This window comes from Alloalcanivorax mobilis, assembly GCF_002864685.1.
GTDB classification, from domain to species: domain Bacteria; phylum Pseudomonadota; class Gammaproteobacteria; order Pseudomonadales; family Alcanivoracaceae; genus Alloalcanivorax; species Alloalcanivorax mobilis.
In genome coordinates, this window is the sequence record NZ_NMQZ01000033.1 from 14,838 (window position 1) to 33,488 (window position 18,651).

General features: G+C 62.5%; 15 protein-coding genes. 7 read left to right on the forward strand and 8 right to left on the reverse strand.

What is annotated here, in order from left to right:
- Positions 1-340: 340 nt before the first annotated feature.
- On the reverse strand, positions 341-2,653 hold the full coding sequence (locus CGS25_RS14235; protein ID WP_101675873.1) for an Ig-like domain-containing protein: 2,313 nt from the start codon (positions 2,651-2,653) through the stop codon (positions 341-343).
- Positions 2,654-3,038: 385 nt separating this feature from the next.
- A complete protein-coding gene (locus CGS25_RS19060) occupies positions 3,039-3,194 on the reverse strand; it encodes a hypothetical protein (RefSeq protein WP_157933840.1) in 156 nt (51 codons plus the stop codon).
- 577 nt (positions 3,195-3,771) lie between these two features.
- Here CGS25_RS19060 and CGS25_RS14240 point away from each other — a divergent pair.
- Positions 3,772-3,999: a type II toxin-antitoxin system VapB family antitoxin gene (locus CGS25_RS14240; RefSeq protein WP_232802421.1), complete on the forward strand. Its 228-nt coding sequence runs from the start codon at positions 3,772-3,774 to the stop codon at positions 3,997-3,999.
- Positions 3,996-4,367: a type II toxin-antitoxin system VapC family toxin gene (locus tag CGS25_RS14245; protein ID WP_089032922.1), complete on the forward strand. Its 372-nt coding sequence runs from the start codon at positions 3,996-3,998 to the stop codon at positions 4,365-4,367. Before CGS25_RS14240 ends, CGS25_RS14245 begins: the two co-directional genes overlap by 4 nt.
- A 120-nt stretch (positions 4,368-4,487) precedes the next feature.
- Here CGS25_RS14245 and CGS25_RS14250 read toward each other — a convergent pair whose 3' ends face one another.
- From CGS25_RS14250 to CGS25_RS14275, 6 genes are all read right to left on the reverse strand, one after another.
- Positions 4,488-5,438: a DUF4351 domain-containing protein gene (locus CGS25_RS14250; protein ID WP_089032921.1), complete on the reverse strand. Its 951-nt coding sequence runs from the start codon at positions 5,436-5,438 to the stop codon at positions 4,488-4,490.
- Positions 5,439-5,610: 172 nt separating this feature from the next.
- Positions 5,611-5,979 carry a glycine zipper family protein gene (locus CGS25_RS14255; RefSeq protein ID WP_232802423.1) on the reverse strand — a complete coding sequence of 123 codons (369 nt, stop codon included), beginning with the start codon at positions 5,977-5,979 and terminating at the stop codon, positions 5,611-5,613.
- 236 nt (positions 5,980-6,215) lie between these two features.
- A complete protein-coding gene (gene hepT / locus CGS25_RS14260; protein ID WP_089032920.1) occupies positions 6,216-6,629 on the reverse strand; it encodes a type VII toxin-antitoxin system HepT family RNase toxin in 414 nt (137 codons plus the stop codon).
- Positions 6,619-7,020 carry a type VII toxin-antitoxin system MntA family adenylyltransferase antitoxin gene (gene mntA, locus CGS25_RS14265; RefSeq protein WP_089032919.1) on the reverse strand — a complete coding sequence of 134 codons (402 nt, stop codon included), beginning with the start codon at positions 7,018-7,020 and terminating at the stop codon, positions 6,619-6,621. Before mntA ends, hepT begins: the two co-directional genes overlap by 11 nt.
- Positions 7,021-7,173: 153 nt before the next feature.
- On the reverse strand, positions 7,174-8,043 hold the full coding sequence (nadC, locus tag CGS25_RS14270) for a carboxylating nicotinate-nucleotide diphosphorylase (RefSeq protein ID WP_101675874.1): 870 nt from the start codon (positions 8,041-8,043) through the stop codon (positions 7,174-7,176).
- Positions 8,033-9,364 (reverse strand): alanine/glycine:cation symporter family protein, encoded by a 1,332-nt coding sequence (locus CGS25_RS14275; RefSeq protein ID WP_089032917.1) that lies wholly within the window; start codon positions 9,362-9,364, stop codon positions 8,033-8,035. Before CGS25_RS14275 ends, nadC begins: the two co-directional genes overlap by 11 nt.
- Positions 9,365-9,785: 421 nt before the next feature.
- Between CGS25_RS14275 and CGS25_RS14280 the strand changes: the two genes are divergently transcribed.
- The 5 genes from CGS25_RS14280 to aceF all read left to right on the forward strand — a co-directional run bounded on the left by CGS25_RS14280 (position 9,786) and on the right by aceF (position 18,443).
- Complete coding sequence (locus CGS25_RS14280; protein WP_101675875.1) at positions 9,786-12,068, forward strand: DUF1631 domain-containing protein; 2,283 nt, start codon at positions 9,786-9,788, stop codon at positions 12,066-12,068.
- A gap of 102 nt (positions 12,069-12,170) precedes the next feature.
- Positions 12,171-12,713, forward strand: a complete 543-nt coding sequence (gene ampD / locus CGS25_RS14285) for a 1,6-anhydro-N-acetylmuramyl-L-alanine amidase AmpD (protein ID WP_101675876.1) — start codon at positions 12,171-12,173, stop codon at positions 12,711-12,713.
- Between the two features lie 75 nt (positions 12,714-12,788).
- On the forward strand, positions 12,789-13,619 hold the full coding sequence (locus CGS25_RS14290; protein WP_101675877.1) for a regulatory signaling modulator protein AmpE: 831 nt from the start codon (positions 12,789-12,791) through the stop codon (positions 13,617-13,619).
- A gap of 184 nt (positions 13,620-13,803) precedes the next feature.
- Positions 13,804-16,494 (forward strand): pyruvate dehydrogenase (acetyl-transferring), homodimeric type, encoded by a 2,691-nt coding sequence (aceE, locus tag CGS25_RS14295; RefSeq protein ID WP_089032913.1) that lies wholly within the window; start codon positions 13,804-13,806, stop codon positions 16,492-16,494.
- A 161-nt stretch (positions 16,495-16,655) separates the two neighbouring features.
- On the forward strand, positions 16,656-18,443 hold the full coding sequence (gene aceF / locus CGS25_RS14300) for a dihydrolipoyllysine-residue acetyltransferase (protein WP_101675878.1): 1,788 nt from the start codon (positions 16,656-16,658) through the stop codon (positions 18,441-18,443).
- The last annotated feature ends 208 nt before the right edge of the window (positions 18,444-18,651 follow it).

Below are 18,651 nucleotides of genomic sequence, written 5' to 3' on the forward strand. Positions count from 1 at the left end.
CCCTATCAATTTCCCGCGCCTCGGCGACACAACAGGGGGAATGGCTCTCCAGAGATGTACGGTAAGGCCTTGGCCATCAGAGGTGGAGATCGGACCGAGGAGCTTGCCCTAAGAACATTGATGGCTCGACGCCATCCCGCAGTCGCGGCCTGGCGGTGTTATGACCCGTGGCGGCGACGCTGGCCAGTGAGCAGGGCAAGGACGGTCCCGGAAGGCACCGCCCTTGCCCCGCGCCCCTAATCGGCCGCCAAATCACGATCCCCAACTTCCCGCTAAACCGCGATGAATCAAGAATGGCCACGAAACGCGGCCATTTTGTTAAGCGGAGCAGAGCTCGGACCTACTTACTAAGCGGAATCAGTTGCGAGCGCTGGTAACTGCCCTCTGCTGTATCGGTATATTTGATCATCAGAGTACCGGGTTCCGCTTCGGCGAAATCTTCCGGATCGGTTGATCCCTGAATAATGATGGGACAGATGATGGCCTCGGTGGTGTTCTCCGCCTGACAAATCACCGAACTGCCAGGCAGCGAGAAGTCGGAATCCAATGTGATGGTGGCGCGAAAGGTGCTGAATGGCGCGTTACCATTGGAATCCGCGATCACTGCCCAGTAGCGATTGAAGCCCGGGACGACCTGCAACTGGCTTAGTGGGCTGATGCCGGCCGGGGTTGCGGATCCCCATTGAGAAACGCCTTGCCAGCCGATGCTATTTGGAATCGCATCAACGAAGTACGCATGTATTTGATCGGTCGAGAGCACCATCACTTGTGAATCGCGCACGTTTGCCAGGTCATCACAGTGATTCAGGTTACGAGCTTCCGTGCTGCATCCGAGGCCACGGAAGTGGGTGCCGGCCTGATCGTATTCGCCGTTGGTGTTGTGATCCCGAAAGTCTTCGCTGTAGTCGACGCCGCTGTCGTGCAGCCCGGTTTCGTTGTCGTCCCGGAACGCCTCGGGCAGAGCCAGCCAGCTTTCATTGCTGTCGTAGATATTGTTGCCGTTAACGTCGACAAACGATTCTTCGCCTTCGGTCCATGCGCTAACGGTATTGCGCCCGTAACGATCCGTCGCCAGGCACGGGATTCCAAAAACAAGTCCGGTCTGTTCAGCGGTAGAAGAATCACCCGTGAAGCACTCCCGAGTGGCGCGATCCGTATCGAAGTGGGCGGTTTGCACGCCCTGGCTGGTCCAGACCACGCTGCATTGGCCTTCGCTGGTCGTGCAGCTTCCATCGATGTCACCGAGCTCAGTGGTGAAATTGATGCGTGTGCCGTCCGGCGCCCAATTGCCGAAGCGATCAGCGGCGCGCACGTTTACGTCGACCGTTACGCCCTGGTGGCTCCCCGCCCTCGGGTTAATGGTCTCCAACGCCAGCGAGAAACGGTTCTGGGTGATTGGCCCGGATTGCACGGAGACCGAGCCGGTCGCGCGGATGTCGGCATTATCAACCAGCTTGGCGATCACAAAGGCGGACAGGGGCACGGTGCCGCTTCGCACCGTCACCTGAACCAGGCCATTGCTGTCAGTGGTGCTTTGCTCACCGGAGGTGATCGAAAAGCCACCATTGCCGGAAGACACCTCAAAGGCGATCTCCTGCCCCGCGCTGACGGGGTCGCCGTTGCTGTCTTTAACCTGGAAGCTCAAGGTCGACGACTCCGGGACACCGATCTGAGACGAACCGAGTAAGCCGATGACCGGAGGCTCGGCACCTTGAAACGTCATCGAGGCAGCTGTGGATTGGATCACGGTGATGGTGTCCGAGGTGGCGGTGCTGGTCTCGCCAGCCAGGGTGACGGACGCTGTGATGACGTCGTCGGCACAGTCGTTCGCTGGCGTGTAGCTGGTTATCGCGGTGCCGCCCACCGGAATGATTTCCGCCGGATCGAAGCTGGCTTTGCCCGCACTGGCACAGGTTGAGGAAAACGTCACCGTAGCGGTGCCGCTCCAGGGTATGTTGCCTTCGGCGTCGACGAGATTGACCAATGCCGACAGTGATGACTTGGCGTTGACGGTGGTGTCAGACAGCTCTATTTCGCCCTCCTGGAAGTCGCCCCCGGTACCGTTGCCCAACAAAACCGAAACGGCGGTATCGTCGTTGTCATCGCCGTCAGCGCCATTGCCGCTGGTCTGGAAGTTAATGTCGCTGGTTACTTCCTCGCCATCGACCGTGGTGGTGGCGGTAATGGTGCCGGCGCCGGCATCCTCGCCCGCGTTCAGCGCAATCTCCGCGACACCGTCGGTGTTGGTCAGGGCGGTACCCGAGACCGGATCAAGTTCACCCAGAGTCGTTTTGAAGGTAACCACCATGCCGGCCAGGTTGCTCTGGTCGGCGGAGATCATCGCGCGGACCCGCGCCGACCGGTTGCCGGTAATAGGGCGATCGACGGTGCCAACAACCACGCCTTCGGCGTCGGCCAGCGTTAGTGCCATGGTCGCATTCGCGACGTTATCGTCCGATCCGTTGTCCTCGTCGCCGGTGTCGCCCCCATTGTTATTGCCCGGGTCGATTTCGGTGTCGCCATTACCGGGAATCAGGTCTTTACTGTCACTGCCGCCACAGGAAGCGATCAGCACTGAGACCAGAATAAGGGCAATAAAGCGAATCCCCAGGAAATGCGACAAGCTGGAACGGTTGAATCTTGATTGCGACATCACTGTCTTCCCCATGTGAAGCTGGTTGTCCAGGCCGAAGAGCGAAGCGCTCTCCCTGGCCGTGATCCGGTATTTTTATGCTTGCGATAAAAGGGCATAACTTACACGCAACCACCACGACCGGTTCGAGGCGACTCAAAGCCCGACGGGTGGACAGCGTTGGATTGTCTTATGCGTTTTCAGGAGGCATGAATGGCGATGCTTCGCTCTTGTCGGCCCCCGTTGCAATGCCAGCCCCTTTAGCCCCTTTTTGGCGTTGCGTTGTGGTTATGAATGCTACCAATCAATAAAGATCGTTATCGGAATTTACCTTTTTAAAGAGAGGGCGGCAATGGCCAGGCGTCGCGCCCATGGCTTCCCGGTAGAGACGGTTTTCCGCAGCCTGCTAAATCGATGACTCGCGAAACACCACCTCCAGAGCATCAGCGTCCAGCATGCGATCAGCCCAGCTATTGAGCTGTTCCGGGGTGGCATCACGGACCTGGTTCTCGATGGTCTTGGGCAGTGCCACATAACTGCGTTCCAGCAAGCGCAGCAACAACTCACGTCCGCCTTCCCGCCTTCCCGCCAGCCCTCCAGATGGCCCTCCTGTTTGGCGAGGCGTTCGAAACGGGTCACGTATTGCATGGTGTCCGCTCCTTCCAGGGTGGCGATTCTCCGCCACAGGCTCTGTGCGCTTTAGCGGGAAATCCATGCGGGCGGTCTCTATCCGGGACGCGAATCTGTGTGGGTGCCTTCCGGGATCGCTCAAGCCGTCCATGGGCGCTCCCGTTTTTGGCACCTGCCAAAAAGGGTCCCGGAAGGCACCCACACAGCTCCGCTTCGAGATAGCGGAACCGTTCCGGGTACCAACAACGATGAACCACGTGGGGTAGAGGTGGCGGCTCCGTGGGGGCCCACCTTTGAGCCGGCAGGCTCCGATTTTCGCTCCACCCGGCGTCTGCAACGGCCGATGTCGCCGAGGCTCATTGCTAAGCGGCTCAGGGCGCGGCGCCCTGAGCCGCGCCCCCGGCCGCTCATCCGCGAAGAACCAGAAGTAAGGCCTGACCCCCGGCACCAGGCACTACTGGCATCAATCCTTGTTGCGTCATCAAATCTGATTCAAAATGGAATCAAATATGGTTCTGGAGGTTTGGCTGATGAGAACGACCGTGACGATCGACGACGATCTTTACCAACAGGCCTTGGCCATGGCCGGACCGGAGGTGAACAAGGCGGATTTATTTCGCGAGGCGATGCGTACTTTCGTGCGTGTTCAGGCGGCGAAGCGCTTGTCTTCTCTGGGAGGGGCAGCGCCGGATATGCAGGATATTCCTCGTCGTCGTGATGACGAGCGCGCTGTATGAATGTTTTGGTCGACACTTCCGTCTGGGTCTCGCATTTCAAGGAAACCAACCCGGTACTATCCGCCCGTTTGCTGCGGGATGAAGTGTTAATTCATCCCTTCATAATTGGAGAAATTGCCTGCGGAATACCTCCGGCTCCTCGCCAGCGAACGCTTGCCGACCTTTTCTTGCTGGCTCATGTCAATGAGGCGACGGCCACGGAAGTGATGGCGTTTATTGATCGTAAGGAACTTTATGGGAGGGGATGTGGCTGGGTGGATATCTCCCTGCTGGCTTCAACCTTGATGACCCCGGATTGCCGTTTGTGGACTCGGGATAAGCGCTTGGCAATCCTCGCGGATCAGTTTGGGGTTGGACTTGAGAGCTGATTGGGAGGGAGAGCCCGGAGGCGTTTTGCTGATTCGAGCCTTGCTTACTGGTCTGCTCTCAATGGCCATGCCGCTCGGAAACCCCGCTTCTGGTTGAATGGTAGTATGGCGCTGTGGCGATCATAAGTGGCGGAACACCGCCTCCAGGCAGTCAGCGTCCAACACGCGATCAGCCCAGGCATTGAGCTGTTCCGAAGTGGCATCACGGATCTGGTTCTCAATGGCGTCGGGCAGCGCCCCAAAACGACGTTCAAGCAAGCGAAGCAACAGGTCACGTCCGCCTTCCTGCCGACCCTCTTGATGGCCCTCCTGCCGACCCTCTTGCTTGGCGAGCCGCTCGAAGCTGGTGACGTATTGCATGTGTCTCTCTCCTTCGACGGTGATAAGGCGTTGCCGCAGGCTTTGTTCCAGGTGGGGCGGCAGCGCCATCAGCCAATCGATGATGCGTAATAGTTGAATAATACGGCGTTTCTCCCAGCCCCGGCCATAGAGCAACCGGATCAGCCGGTACTTGGCGCGATAGCGCCGTGCGCTCTGGTTGCGGGTGCCTTGTGTACGCAAATGAGCAAGCGTCACCAGGCCAAAGGGATTGTCGCTGCTGGCGAGGGTCTTTTCCCCGCGACGGTAGTCGAGCAGTTTGACGCTGGGGTACTCCAGCGTCCAGTTGCAGCCAAGCACTGACTGCCGGTAAGGTCCGGGCCGCCATCCGGGCCGGCTGTCGGCCAGCATGGCCAGGCTGGCCACGGGCCGGCGGAAACGGTCGAAGATGCGGTAGTGGTAGATCATCATGCGTTCGGCGAAGTCGGCTTCGGGGCTGCTTTGGATTTCGATGTGCAGATGAATCCACTGCTCGCCGCGGCCGCACACCAGCGCCACTTCCACCAACTTGTCCACCACGCGCCGCCCGGTGTGGGATTCCGGCACGATTTTCTGTAGCTCCTGATCCAGGAAACGATAGGGCTGTTGCCAATCGATGGCCCGCCAGGCGCCAGGAAAATAAAACGCTATAAAATCCGGCAGCATTATTTCAATGGCTTCTTTCCACGGTGAGTCGTACTGATCCTGAGTCATGCCTTCGCGCCGCTGTTTCAGGGGACGAAAAGTCTGGCACGGCAAAGCCGCCGTGGCTGTCAGCCACGACGGGAGAACGATGTAGGTGGAAAACCCTGAGACAGGTAAGCCAGCGAACACCAGGCGTTCATCGGGTGCCAGCGGGGTGTCGGGTCGCGGCGATCCGGGTGGCTCAGTTCAAAACGCGATAGCCACGCCCGCGCATGCAGTTCTTCAATACCTGTTTCTTCTCTTGCTGGGCATCGCCGGCTTTGCCGGCGCCGCCGACCACCGCCCCGGCGCCGGCACCCATGCCGGCGGTGCTGGAGTTGCCGAAGATGGCGCCGAGCAGCCCGCCGATCACGGCGCCGCCAACGGCGCCTTCGGTGGCGTCACGGCCGGTGCCGACCTGGTCGGCGACCTGCTGGCATTCGTTGAGATCCTGCTGGTATTGGGCCGGGTCGACGCCTTTCTGGTCGACGATCACGCGGTCGGTGGAGGCACAGGCGCTGAGCAGCAAACCGGCGAATAGGGCAGTGCAGGGTAACAGGTGGCGCATCATAGAGGCTCCTCGGCACGGGCCGACCGAATATCATTACAGTCATTCTAGGGCCTGTTCTCACTACTTGCATCCCACCTGCTGGAGGCCAGAAAGCCACCAAGCTTTTCTTCTCGCGCCTTGATGGGTGGATTTTTAGCCGCAACAGGAGTGATGTAAGTAGTGTGAACAGGCCCTGGCTTGCACGCCGACGCGCCAAGCCGACGAGAATTGTTTGATAAGGTTTTCCGATTGCCGCGTCAGGCGTTGTGCTGAATAACCGTGCGGGCGAAGCGGGACAGATCGTCCAGTTGGCGCTTGATGATGGCGACAACAATGGGAAGAAGGATTTTCTGATAGTTGTGAACGGCGGTATTTCGGAAGCCCACCATCTTTCTGAGCACACCGCCGAGAGGGGGGTCGATGTAACCGTGCTGGACCAGCAGCTCAAACAGCTCGCCGGAACTTTGCGGCATCCCCAGGCGGTCTCGTTTCACGAGGTAGGCGGCCAAATCAATGGCGGCTTCACAGGCGCGCTGAATATTCAGAATGGCGGCATCCTGGCGTGTGAAATCCTGATCGAAACGGTCGCCAGCGTTGCGGTATTCTTCGCGGGCCCGGTTGCAACAGTGCTCAATGGTCGCGGCCTTATTGATGATGACATCATCGACCATAGATGGAACCCGACTCTTTAATGCGATCAATAATGGGCCGGCGAATAATTTCCCAATCCCAATACTCGCGTTGGGCCGCCGTCGTAAACAAATCTCCGGCGTGATCAGCCTGCCAGAGCAGCTTGCCCTTGCTGACAATCTGGAACTTCATCACCGTGCTCGCGCCGCCAAGGTCGACAAGATCGACATCACGATGGGCCACTTCCGCCAAGCGCGAAGAGAGCTCCCACAACGCCACCGGGTCCAAGGCGTGATCGCTCAACACGGCAATGTCCAGGTCGCTGTTCCGGTCAGCGCTGCCATCGGCTTCGCTGCCAAACAGGAACACCGCCCGCAGGCCAGCCACATCCCTGCGGATCAAACTAATGAGCTTTTCAAGGGTATGGGTCATTTCAGGCACCTTGCCTCCAGCGAAATGGAAGTCACTGACTCTTGTGAGCCGCAAGCCACGACGCCGAGGTTCGCTGAATTCACTATATCGAATCCCTTGTGGATGTCACCCCGCGGGTTTACACGTAAACCCGTATTGGGTCACGAGGGCACCTCAATTAAGCCGCAGGGACAGGTCCACGGCCTGAACATGCTTGGTCAGAGCGCCGGAGGAAAGATACAGATCCCGCACGCCGGGCAGGCGGGTGGCGTCGTCCACGGTGCAGTTGCCGGAGATTTCCAGGGCGCTTTCCGACGCCAGCTTCACCGCCTCTTCGATCATCGCTGGCGAGAAGTTGTCGAGCATGATCTGGTCCGGCGCCAGAATGGCGGCCTCGCGCAGTTCATCCAGGTTTTCCACCTCGATGATGATCATCTTGCCCGGCGCGTTTTCCCGGGCGGTGCGAATGGCGGCGGTGATCGAGCCGCAGGCGGTGATGTGGTTTTCCTTGATCAGGAAGGCGTCATAGAGGCCCAGGCGGTGATTCTGGCAGCCGCCGCAGAGCACCGCGTATTTCTGCGCGGTGCGCAGGCCCGGCAGGGTTTTGCGGGTGTCGAGCACGGTCACCCGGCTGCCGGCCACGGCGTCGGCGAAGCGCCGCGCGCTGGTGGCGGTGGCCATCAGGGTCTGCAGAAAGTTCAACGCGGTGCGCTCGCCGGTGAGAATGCGCCGGGTATGGCCGTGCAGGGTGCACAGCACGGTGCCGGCGGCCACCCGGTCGCCGTCGCGCACGTGCCATTCCAGGTCCACGCCGCCGAGGCGCCGGAACACTTCGTCGGCCCAGGCGCGGCCGCACATGACCGCGTCGTCGCGGCAGGTGATGGTGGCGCTGGCGGTGGCGCTTTCGGGAATCAGCGCGGCGGTGATGTCACCGTCGCCGATGTCCTCTTCGAGGGCGAAGGCGACGGTGCGGGCAACGTCCTGGCGGGCGTATTCGGGCAGCAGCGGGCCCTGTTCGGGAGATTCGGGAGTATTAACGGTCATTGAAAAACTCGTTGCTAAGGCGCACCACCACGGGCGCCAGAAGTAACAGGGCGATCAGGTTGGGGATCGCCATCAGGATGTTCATGATGTCGGCCAGCGCCCAGACCAGGTCCAGGCTGACAATCGCGCCCAGCGGCACCGCGATCACCCAGACCACACGAAACGGCAGCACGGCGCGCTCACCGAACAGGTACTGGGTGCAGCGTTCACTGTAGAGGCTCCAGCCGAGCAGGGTGGTGAAGGCGAAGATCGCCATGCCGCAGGTCACCACCACGTCGCCGAACGTGCCGAAGGTGCTGGAGAAGGCCAGGGTGGACAGAGGCGCGCCCTTGGCGCCGCTGGTCCAGGCACCGCTGGAAATGATCGCCAGGCCGGTGATGGAGCATACCACAATGGTGTCGATGAACGTCCCGAGCATGGCGATGCTGCCCTGCCGGGCCGGGTGGTCGGTATTGGCCGAGGCGTGCGCGATGGGGGCGCTGCCGAGGCCCGCTTCGTTGGAAAAAATGCCGCGCGCCATGCCGAAACGGATCGCCTCTTTCACGGCGGCGCCAGCGAAGCCGCCCGCCGCCGCGGTGCCGGTGAAGGCGTCGTTGAAACACAGGGCGATGGCGCCGGGCAGCGCACTGGCATGATCCACCAGCACCGCCAGGCCGGCGGCAATGTAAGCCAGCGCCATGAACGGCACCACGAACGTGGCGACCCGGGCGATGCGTTTGACGCCGCCGAGCACCACCAGCCCGACCAGCACCGCCAGGGTCAGCCCGGTGGCCCAGGTGGGCACGCCGAAGCTGTCGGCGAGGCCGTGGGCCACCGAGTTGGTTTGCACGGTGTTACCGATGCCGAAGCCGGCGAACATGCCAAAAAACGCGAACACCAGCGCCAGCCAGGTCCAGTTCTTTCCCAGGCCATTGCGGATGTAATACATCGGCCCGCCAACGAATTGGCCGAGGCTGTCCTTTTCCCGGTAGTGCACCGCCAGCACCGCTTCGGCGTATTTGGTGGCCATGCCGAACAGGGCGATCAGCCACATCCACACCAGAGCGCCGGGGCCGCCGGAATGAATCGCCGTGGCCACGCCAACGATATTGCCGGTGCCGATGGTGGCCGACAGCGACGTGGCGAGTGCCGCCCCGGCGCCAATGGTGCCCTCGCCGGTGGCCGGCCCGAGAATCTGCCGGATGCCGAAACCGAGCCGGCGAAATTGCAGAAAGCCCAGCCGTATGGACAGATACAGGCCGGTGCCGGCGATCAGCGCCAGCGCCGGCCAGCCCCACAGGAACGAGCTGACCGCTTTCAACAGGGTAACGAGATCGGCCATGGTCAAGGATTCCGGTTGGTTGCGCGCACTGCTCCGGCGCTGCGGTGGTTGGCCCAAGCCGCCGGGTGCGTCTGTTTATTGACGGTATTTCACGCCGCTATGGTGGTGAAGCGCTCAAGATTAGGGAATTTATTGCTGTTGGAAAAGGCCGCTGTTTCGTGAATCTGACTGTCCGGTGCTGGCAATCGGGGCTTTCGGGCTCGTCGCTGTTGGTTGGCGCCGTTGCTCTGGAGCCGTGGAGGGCGATTGCCGTGCCTGCCAACTGGTTCAAAATTCGTAGTTGCGGTTCGTGATAGCGTACCAAAAGGTGATCGCCAAGCCAGCCAGATTCGTTTTCCGAGCCCGCTGTCTGTTGCCCGTTGTGCCCGTTGCGGCTGTTGCCCATTGTGCCTGTTGCCCATTGCGCCTGTTGAGAGTGGCCATGTCCAAGGTAACCCGATTAACACCGAAACCCGCCAATGTGCGAACCGCGCCAAACGCGCCGCTTCCCCGTGCCCTGGAAAAGGTGCGCGAACGGGTGCTGGAGCGGGCCGGCGGGCTGCTTTCGGACATGCTCGATGGCGCCGACGACACCCTGTTTAATCTGTCCGAGAAAGAGACCGACAGCGAGCGCGTGCGCTATTTCGATGCGATGCGCGAGCTGCGCATCCAGCGTGCCGGGCTGGAGACCGGATTCCGGCAGGCACTGAGCCGCCATTTTCAGGAAGCCGGCCAGCCACGGCCGGACGCCATCCCGGCCAGCGAAGTGGATGTGGAAAGTCTTGCCCTGGTGCAGGAAGAAGAGCTGGAAACCCAGGTGGCGCTGGATAACCTCGCGCGCCGGGCGCGCAACGGCTGTGAAGAATCCCTGCGTGCCTTTATGCACCGCCTCGAATACCTGTTCGAGGGTAAGCGCGCGTTCACCGAAAAGAACAATCCGCTGGACCCGCGCCAGCTGGCGGCCAGTTTCGCCGGGGCGCTGGAGCGGTTGCCGCTGGATATCCGCTCGCGGTTGATCGTATTGAAGCTGTTCGAGCGGGTGGTGCTGGACGAGGCCGGCGGGCTGGTGGAGGAAGCCAACGGTATTCTCGCCGACGCCGGTGTACTGCCGACGATGACCCGCGTACCGGTGACGCCGACCCGGCCTCACGCTGGCGCCCGGGCTGGCGGCGCCCGGCCGGCGTCGCCGACGGCCCATGGCGAGGCGCCGCCGGACGGCGCCGACAATCCCATGTTCGGCCTGCTCCAGGAATTGCTCGCCACCCTTAACGGCCTGGGCGGCCCCGCGCCCGCCCCCGCCGCGCCGGCTCCGCTGGACAGCCGCGCCCTGGCCGGTGCCCTGGCGGTAATGCACGACGGCGTTGCCCATGTGAACGGCGCGCCGCTGGCGTCCGGTGAACCGGTGCAGGCGCTCAGCAGCGGCGATCTGTTCGGCTTGCTGAACCGGCTTCAGCGGTTGGAGAACGCGCTTGAAAGTGGCGCGTCGTTGGCCGGCGAGCGCAGCGTTCGCAGTGAGCTTTCCGGCCTGCTCGAAAGCGAAAATGACGGCGCCATTCACGCACTGGAACGGGCCGACGACGACGTCATCAACCTGGTTTCCATGCTGTTCGACTTTATTCTTGATGACGAAAACCTGCCGTCGGAGATCAAGGCCCTGATCGGCCGCTTGCAGATCCCGCTGCTCAAGGTGGCGATCAGCGACAAAACTTTCTTCAGCAACGAACGCCACGACGCCCGGGTCTTGCTCAACACCCTGGCCCGGGCCGGGTGCCAGTGGGACCCGCAGCAGGGCATCGCCGACGAGCTCTACCAGCGCATCCATCGCGCCGTACACGTGGTGATCGACAACTACGACGACGACGCCACCCTGTTCCGGGACTTGCTGGACGAATTCGACGGCTATTTTGACGAGCAACGCCGCCGCGCGGAGCGGGTCGCCGAGCGGGTCCGCGAAGCGGAGGAGGGCAAGGCGCTGGGCGAGCAGGCCAGCGAAGCGGTGAGTGAGTACTTGCGGGCACGGCTGGCCGGGCGCGCGCTGCCGGACGTCACCGTGCGCCTGCTTCAGCAGGGCTGGCAACAGGTGCTTTATCTGACCTGGTTGCGCAATGGAGTGAACAGCGAGCAATGGCGCCGGCACACCAAGGTGGTGGACGCCCTGGTGTGGAGCGCGCTGGCCCACGAAAGCCGTGCCGATCTGGAAAAACTGCGCGACCTGAGCCCCAAGCTGCTGCGCGCGGTGCGCCACGGCCTCGAATCGATCGAATACGACGGCGCGGAAATCGAGACGCTGTGTGACCAATTGCAGCGGCTGCACGAGACGCTGCTGGCCGGCCTGGACACCGAGCGGGTGGCGCTGCCCGCGCCGCCGCCGGCACCGCCGCCCGCCCCGACACTGCCCGAGGACCACGAACTGATGACCCTGGTCCGCCATCTGCCGGTGGGGCAATGGCTGGAAACCGGCGAGGGCGAACAGGCCCGGCGCATGCGCCTGGCGGCGAACATTCGCGACGGCAGCAAGCTGGTGTTCATCAACCGCCGGGGCATTAAAGTCGAGGAATTCGACGGCGCCGGCCTCGCCGCCGCACTGCACCGTGGCGAAGTCAGGCTGATCCAGGAAGGCGCCCTGTTCGACCGTGCCCTGGAAGCGGTGATCGGCGACCTGCGTCGACGGCATCAAGGGTTCAAGCCACAAGCCACAAGCAAAAACACCTCTAGAAAGGTTTGACGAGTTTTTCGGGGCCGTCACGCTGTCCTGGCTTGCAGCTTGCAGCTTGCAGCTTGCAGCTTGCAGCTTGCAGCTTGCAGCTTGCAGCTCGAAACTACCCCCATGCTGACTCTCACCGACCATTGGATCGATCAGGCCCGCCGGGTGCCTTCGCCGAACCATAACGAGCGTCCGGACCCGCACGACATTGCCTTGCTGGTGGTGCACAACATCAGCCTGCCGCCGGGGCGGTTCGGTGGCCCGGAGATCGAGGCGTTTTTCCAGAACCGCCTGGACTGCCAGGCCCATCCCTATTTCGAGCAACTGCGCGAGGTGCGTGTCTCCAGCCATTTTCTGATTCGCCGTGACGGTGAGTTGGTGCAGTTCGTGCCGTGTCACCGGCGCGCCTGGCACGCCGGCGTGTCCCACTGGAACGGTCGCGACAACTGCAACGACTTCTCCATTGGCATCGAGCTGGAGGGCACCGACACGCTCGCCTACGACGCGCGGCAATACCGCGCGCTGAACCTGCTGCTGGAAACGCTGATAGCGGCCTACCCGAAGCTGTCGCGGCACACCGTGACCGGCCACCAGCAGATCGCGCCTGGGCGCAAGACCGACCCCGGCCCGGCATTTGACTGGAGCCGCCTTGATCCCGGCCAATGAGGGCAAGCAGGGCGGCGTTGCCTCGCGCCCGCGCACGGACCATGATCGACACAGGATCGGATTCGAGGTACTGCAATGAAACTGCTTGTCATTCTTCTGGTGCTGGCACTGCGCCGCCTGGACGGAGGCTGGCCGGCCTGGCTGGCGCGGCCTGATCGTCATCAGCGCTGGCTGGCGGCCCTGGCGCCGGGGCGCGAGGGAACCCTGGGCTGGTGGCTGGCGGTGGCCCTGCCGTCGATCGTGGCGGCGCTGTTGTTCGCCTGGTTCGACGGATTCTGGGGCGCCTTGGCCACCTTGCTGCTGGGCAGCCTGCTGTTGTTGTGGCTGGTGGGCGTGGAAAGTGAGTTCCGGCAGACCGATGAGTTGCTGGTGCGGGGGCGGCTGAACGACCCCGAGGCGCTGATGAAGCGCGCCGAGGAGGATTTTCAACAACCCGCGGGTGAGCCCGACCAGGACTGGTTCCATGCCCTCGGTGCGCGGCTGCTGATGCGTGTGTTCAACCTGTTTTCCGCCCTGTTCTGGTTGTGCGTGCTGGGGCCCGGCGCGGCGCTGCTGCTGGTGCTCAACCGCGCCTGGCTGGTGCGTCACCCGCGGCACAGCGACTGGTCGCGCAGTCTGGACGCGGCGTTAAGCTGGATTCCCTGCCGGCTGACGATTGTCGCGTTCGCGCTGGTCGGCCATTTCGCCGCCGTGCTGCACGCGGTGGCCGGGCGCCTGTGGCGGCTGGACGACAGCCGCGAGCTGCTGGGCGTGGCCGCCGGCGCGACGCTGCGTGAAGAGGTCAAGGAAGCCGGCTCCGTGTTTCAGGCCGGTCTGGATTGCCTTGAGGCGATGCACGGCTTGCTATTGCGGGCGCTGGCGGTGTGGTTGATCTTCATTGCTCTGTGGACCCTGCTCGCCTGGTGAGGTGAGGTGAGGTGAGGGGCGTCCGACATCCGTCGTCCAACGCCATGAAGGGTTGCCGTGGCTGCCCGGTCACGCTACCTGTTAGTATTGCCTCAACGGCCTATATACCCAGTGCCGTTCGTTCCCATGCCAGCGCGGCGATCCCGCGCCGGTACAGGCAAATGCGAGTAAAGGACGCAAGCCCATGCAGAAAAGAAATTTTTTTGACGATGTGGACCCCGCCGAAACGCGGGAATGGCTCGAGGCCCTGGAATCGGTGCTCGAGCGGGAAGGGCCGGAGCGCGCCGCCTGGCTGCTCAAGACCCTGACCAATGAAGCCCAGGAGCAGGGCGCGTTAAGAACCCGTCTCGACACCCCGTACCTGAACACCATTTCCCCCAAGAATGAAGCGCCGATCCCCGGTGACATCTACATGGAGCGCCGTATTCGCTCGCTGATCCGCTGGAATGCGCTGGCGATGGTGGCGAAGGCGAACCTCGACGACGATGAACTGGGCGGCCACATCGCCAGCTTCGCCTCCTCGGCGACGCTCTACGACATTGGTTTCAGCCATTTTTTCCACGCCCCCCATGAAGACAACCCCGGTGATCTGGTCTATTTCCAGGGCCATTCCGCGCCGGGCATTTACGCCCGCGCCTATCTGGAAGGGCGTATCACCGAACAGCAGATGGACAACTTCCGCCGCGAAGTGGACGGCGAAGGGCTGTCGTCCTACCCGCACCCCTGGCTGATGCCGGACTTCTGGCAATTCCCCACCGTGTCCATGGGGCTGGGGCCGATGCAGGCGATCTACCAGGCGCACATCATGAAGTACCTGCAGAACCGGGAGCTGATTCCGGATCGCAAGCGCAAGGTATGGGCGTTTCTCGGCGATGGCGAGATGGACGAGCCGGAATCCCTTGGCGCGCTGTCGCTGGCCGGTCGCGAACAGCTCGATAACCTGGTGTTCGTGGTCAACTGCAACCTGCAGCGGCTGGATGGCCCGGTGCGCGGCAACGGCAAGATCATCCAGGAGCTGGAGAGCCTGTTCCGCGGCGCCGGCTGGAATGTGATCAAGGTGGTGTGGGGCCGGCTCTGGGACCCGCTGCTGGAAAAAGACACCGACGGCCTGCTGCGCCGGCGCATGGACGAATGCGTGGACGGCGAATACCAGGCCTACAAACGCTACGGCGGCGAATACACCCGCGAGCACTTCTTCGGCAAATACCCGGAGCTGAAGAAGATGGTCGAGCACATGAGCGATGAGGACATTTACCGTCTCAACCGGGGCGGCCACGATCCGTTCAAGGTGTACGCGGCCTATCACGCGGCGGCCAACCACAGCGGCCAGCCCACGGTGATCCTGGCCAAGACCGTCAAGGGTTACGCCACCGGTGCCGGCGAGGCGGTCAACAAGGCCCACCAGATGAAAAAGATGGATCTGGACAGCCTCAAGGAATTCCGCGACCGCTTCGACATTCCCATCGCCGACGACAAACTCAAGGATCTGCCCTACTACCACCCCGGTGACGACTCAGCGGAAATGCGCTACATGAACGAGCAGCGCGAGAAGCTGGGTGGCTATATGCCGGTGCGCCGCCGCGAGGCCAGCCAGCAGCTCACGATTCCCGAGCTGGATGTGTTCAAGAGCTTTCTCGAAGGCAGCGGTGATCGCGAACTGTCCACCACGATGGCGTTCGTGCGCATGCTCAGCACCCTGATCAAGGACAAGAACATCGGCAAGCGGGTAGTGCCGATCGTGCCCGATGAGGCCCGTACCTTCGGCATGGAAGGCATGTTCCGGCAGCTCGGTATCTATTCGTCCAAGGGCCAGCAATACAAGCCCGAGGATTCCGAGCAGATGATGTTCTACCGCGAGGACAAGAAAGGTCAGATCCTCGAAGAGGGCATCAACGAGGCCGGTGCCATGTGCGGCTGGATCGCCGCCGCCACCAGCTACAGCGTGCACGATTTCACTTTGATTCCATTCTTTATCTATTACTCCATGTTCGGCTTTCAGCGCACCGGGGATTTCTGGTGGGCGGCCGGCGACAGCCAGGCGCGTGGCTTTTTGCTCGGCGGCACCGCCGGACGCACCACGCTCAATGGCGAGGGCCTGCAGCACCAGGATGGCCACAGCCTGGTACTGGCCAGCACGGTGCCCAACTGTGTCAGCTACGATCCCACCTACGGTTATGAGCTGGCGGTGATTCTGCAGGACGGCCTGCGGCGCATGTATCAGGACAACGAGAACGTGTTCTATTACCTCACCCTGATGAACGAGAACTACGTGCACGGGGCGATGCCGAAAGGCGCGGAAGAGGGCATCCGCAAAGGCATGTATCTGCTGCGCGAAGGCAAAGCCAAGCAGGGCAAGCAGGCGAAACAGGCCAAGCAGGCAAAGAAAGTGCAGCTGCTCGGGTCCGGCACCATCTTGCGCGAGGTGGAAGCCGCCGCGGAACTGCTGCGTGACGACTTCGGTGTGATCGCGGACGTGTGGAGCGTCACCAGCTTCAATGAACTGCGCCGCGAAGGGCTCAGCGCCGACCGCGAACGCATGCTCAAGCCGGACAAAAAAGTCGCGCCCACCTGGGTGGAACAATGCCTGGATAAACGCCAGGGCCCGGTGGTGGCCGCCACCGATTACATCAAGGCGTACGCCGATCAGATTCGTCCCTGGGTGAAGGCGCCGTATCGGGTGCTGGGCACCGATGGTTTTGGCCGCAGCGATTCACGCGCCAAGCTGCGTCAGTTCTTCGAAGTGGACCGTTACTTCGTGGTGCTGGCGGCGCTCAACGCCCTCAAGGAGCAGGGCGACGCCACCGACGCCAACATCAAGCAGGCGATCAAGAAATATGGCATCGATCCGGAGAAACCCAATCCGGTGAACCACTGATTCTCATGGCGGGCCAGGCGGTCCGCGGCCCCGCCACGCGGGGCGAAATCAAGCACCACCCAGGCTTGATTTCCTGTGCCCACCCGCACGGCCACGCGCCGCGAGGGTGGCTTGAGAAGATCGGCATCCGGTCTTTTCAACACACTGATGAGGAGTAGAGCGTGAGCAAGGAAACCATCCGCGTACCCGATGTGGGCAGCAGCGATCCTGTTGACGTTATCGAGGTATCGGTAAAAAAAGGCGACAACATTGCCGCCGAAGACACCATCGTGGTGCTGGAGTCCGACAAGGCCTCTCTGGAAGTGCCGGCCCCCAAGGGCGGTACCGTGCTGGAACTGCTGGTGAAGGCCGGCGACCGGGTCAAGCAGGGCGACCCGCTGTTGGAGCTGGATGCCGAAAGCGGGAACGACAGCGGTGACCAGGACGCCGACGACGATCAGAAAGCCGGCGCATCCGGTGACAGCGACGATCAAGAAGCCGCGCAGAGCGACGAGAAAGGCGAACAAGAGGACGAACAAGAGCGCCAGAAAGAGAGCCAGAAAGACAGCCAGAAAGAGAACGAGCAAAGCGAGAAGGCGGGCGACGACGCCAACACGCCCAAGGGCGGTGGCTCGGCCGGCGGCGGTGAGCAAGCGGTCAAGGTGCCCGACCTGGGCGACATCGACGAAGCCGAGATCATCGAGATCAGCGTGGCCGAAGGCGACAGTGTCGAGGCCGAGCAGACCATCCTGGTGCTGGAATCCGACAAGGCGTCTCTGGAAGTGCCGTCGCCGGCCGCCGGCACGGTGAAAAAGCTGCACGTGAAAGTGGGCGATAAAGTCACCGGCGGCAGCGAGATGATGACCCTGGCCACCGAAGGCGGCGACGCCTCCGGCGACGACGAGAAAGCCAACGGGAAGCAGGAAGCCGAAGCGGCGCGCAAGCCCGCCGGCGACGACAAGGCGGCGAAAGGCAAGCAACCGGCAGCGGAACAAAGCAGCGGCAAGAGCGCGAGCAAAAGCGCGAGCAAGAGCGATCCGCAGCCCGCCCCGGCGCGGCGCGAAGGCCAGCCGTCGAAAACCGTGCACGCTGGCCCGGCGGTGCGCAAACTGGCCCGGGAAGCGGGCGTGGATCTGGCCGAGGTGTCCGGCAGCGGGCCCAAGGACCGGGTCGTCAAGGAAGACGTTCACGCGCACATCAAGAATCTGCTCGAGCGCCGCGCCAGTGGCGGCGGTGTCAGCGCCGATCTGCCGGAGATTGATTTCAGCGAATTCGGGCCGGTGGAACGGGTGGCGCTGAACAAACTGCGCAAGGTGGCGGCGAAAAACCTGCACCGCAGCTGGATCACCGTGCCCCACGTGACCCAGTTCGACGAGGCGGACATCACCGAGCTGGAAGCCTTCCGCAAAAGCCAGAACAAGGCGCTGGAGAAAGAGGGCGTCAAACTCACCATGCTGGCGTTTCTGGTCAAGGCCTGTGCCACCGCGCTGCGCGAGTTTCCGCGCTTCAACAGTTCCCTGGAGCTGGGTGGCGAGGCGTTGATTCAGAAGGACTACGTGCACATCGGCATCGCCGTGGACACGCCCAACGGCCTGGTGGTGCCGGTGATCCGTGACGCCGACAAGAAGGGCCTCAAGGAGATCGCCAGCGAGATGGGCGAACTGGCCGGCAAGGCCCGCGACCGCAAGCTTTCACCGGCGGACATGAAAGGCGCCTGCTTCAGCATTTCATCGCTGGGCGGGATCGGCGGCACCGCGTTCACGCCGATCGTCAACTGGCCGGAAGTGGCGATTCTCGGCGTCAGCCGCAGCGACACCAAACCGGTTTGGGACGGCAAGGCATTTCAGCCGCGCCTGACGCTGCCGCTGTCGCTGTCCTACGATCACCGCGTTATCGACGGCGCCGACGCGGCGCGCTTCACCACCTACCTGAGCATGCTGCTCGCGGACATGAGGAGGGCGTTGTTGTAGCGGTTCGAGAGGCGAACTTAACGCTGCTTATTGAAGCGAAACGCTTCGCCTCAAGCTTTCCCTGGCCCCCTCTCCCCAACCCCTCTCCCGCGAGGGGAGAGGGGCTTTATGGCCCGGCTTAGAGCTGCTCACTGAAGCAGAACGCTCTGCCCAAGCCCTTCAGCCAGGTGCCCTCTCCCCTTGAGGGAGAGGGACAGGGAGAGGGGGT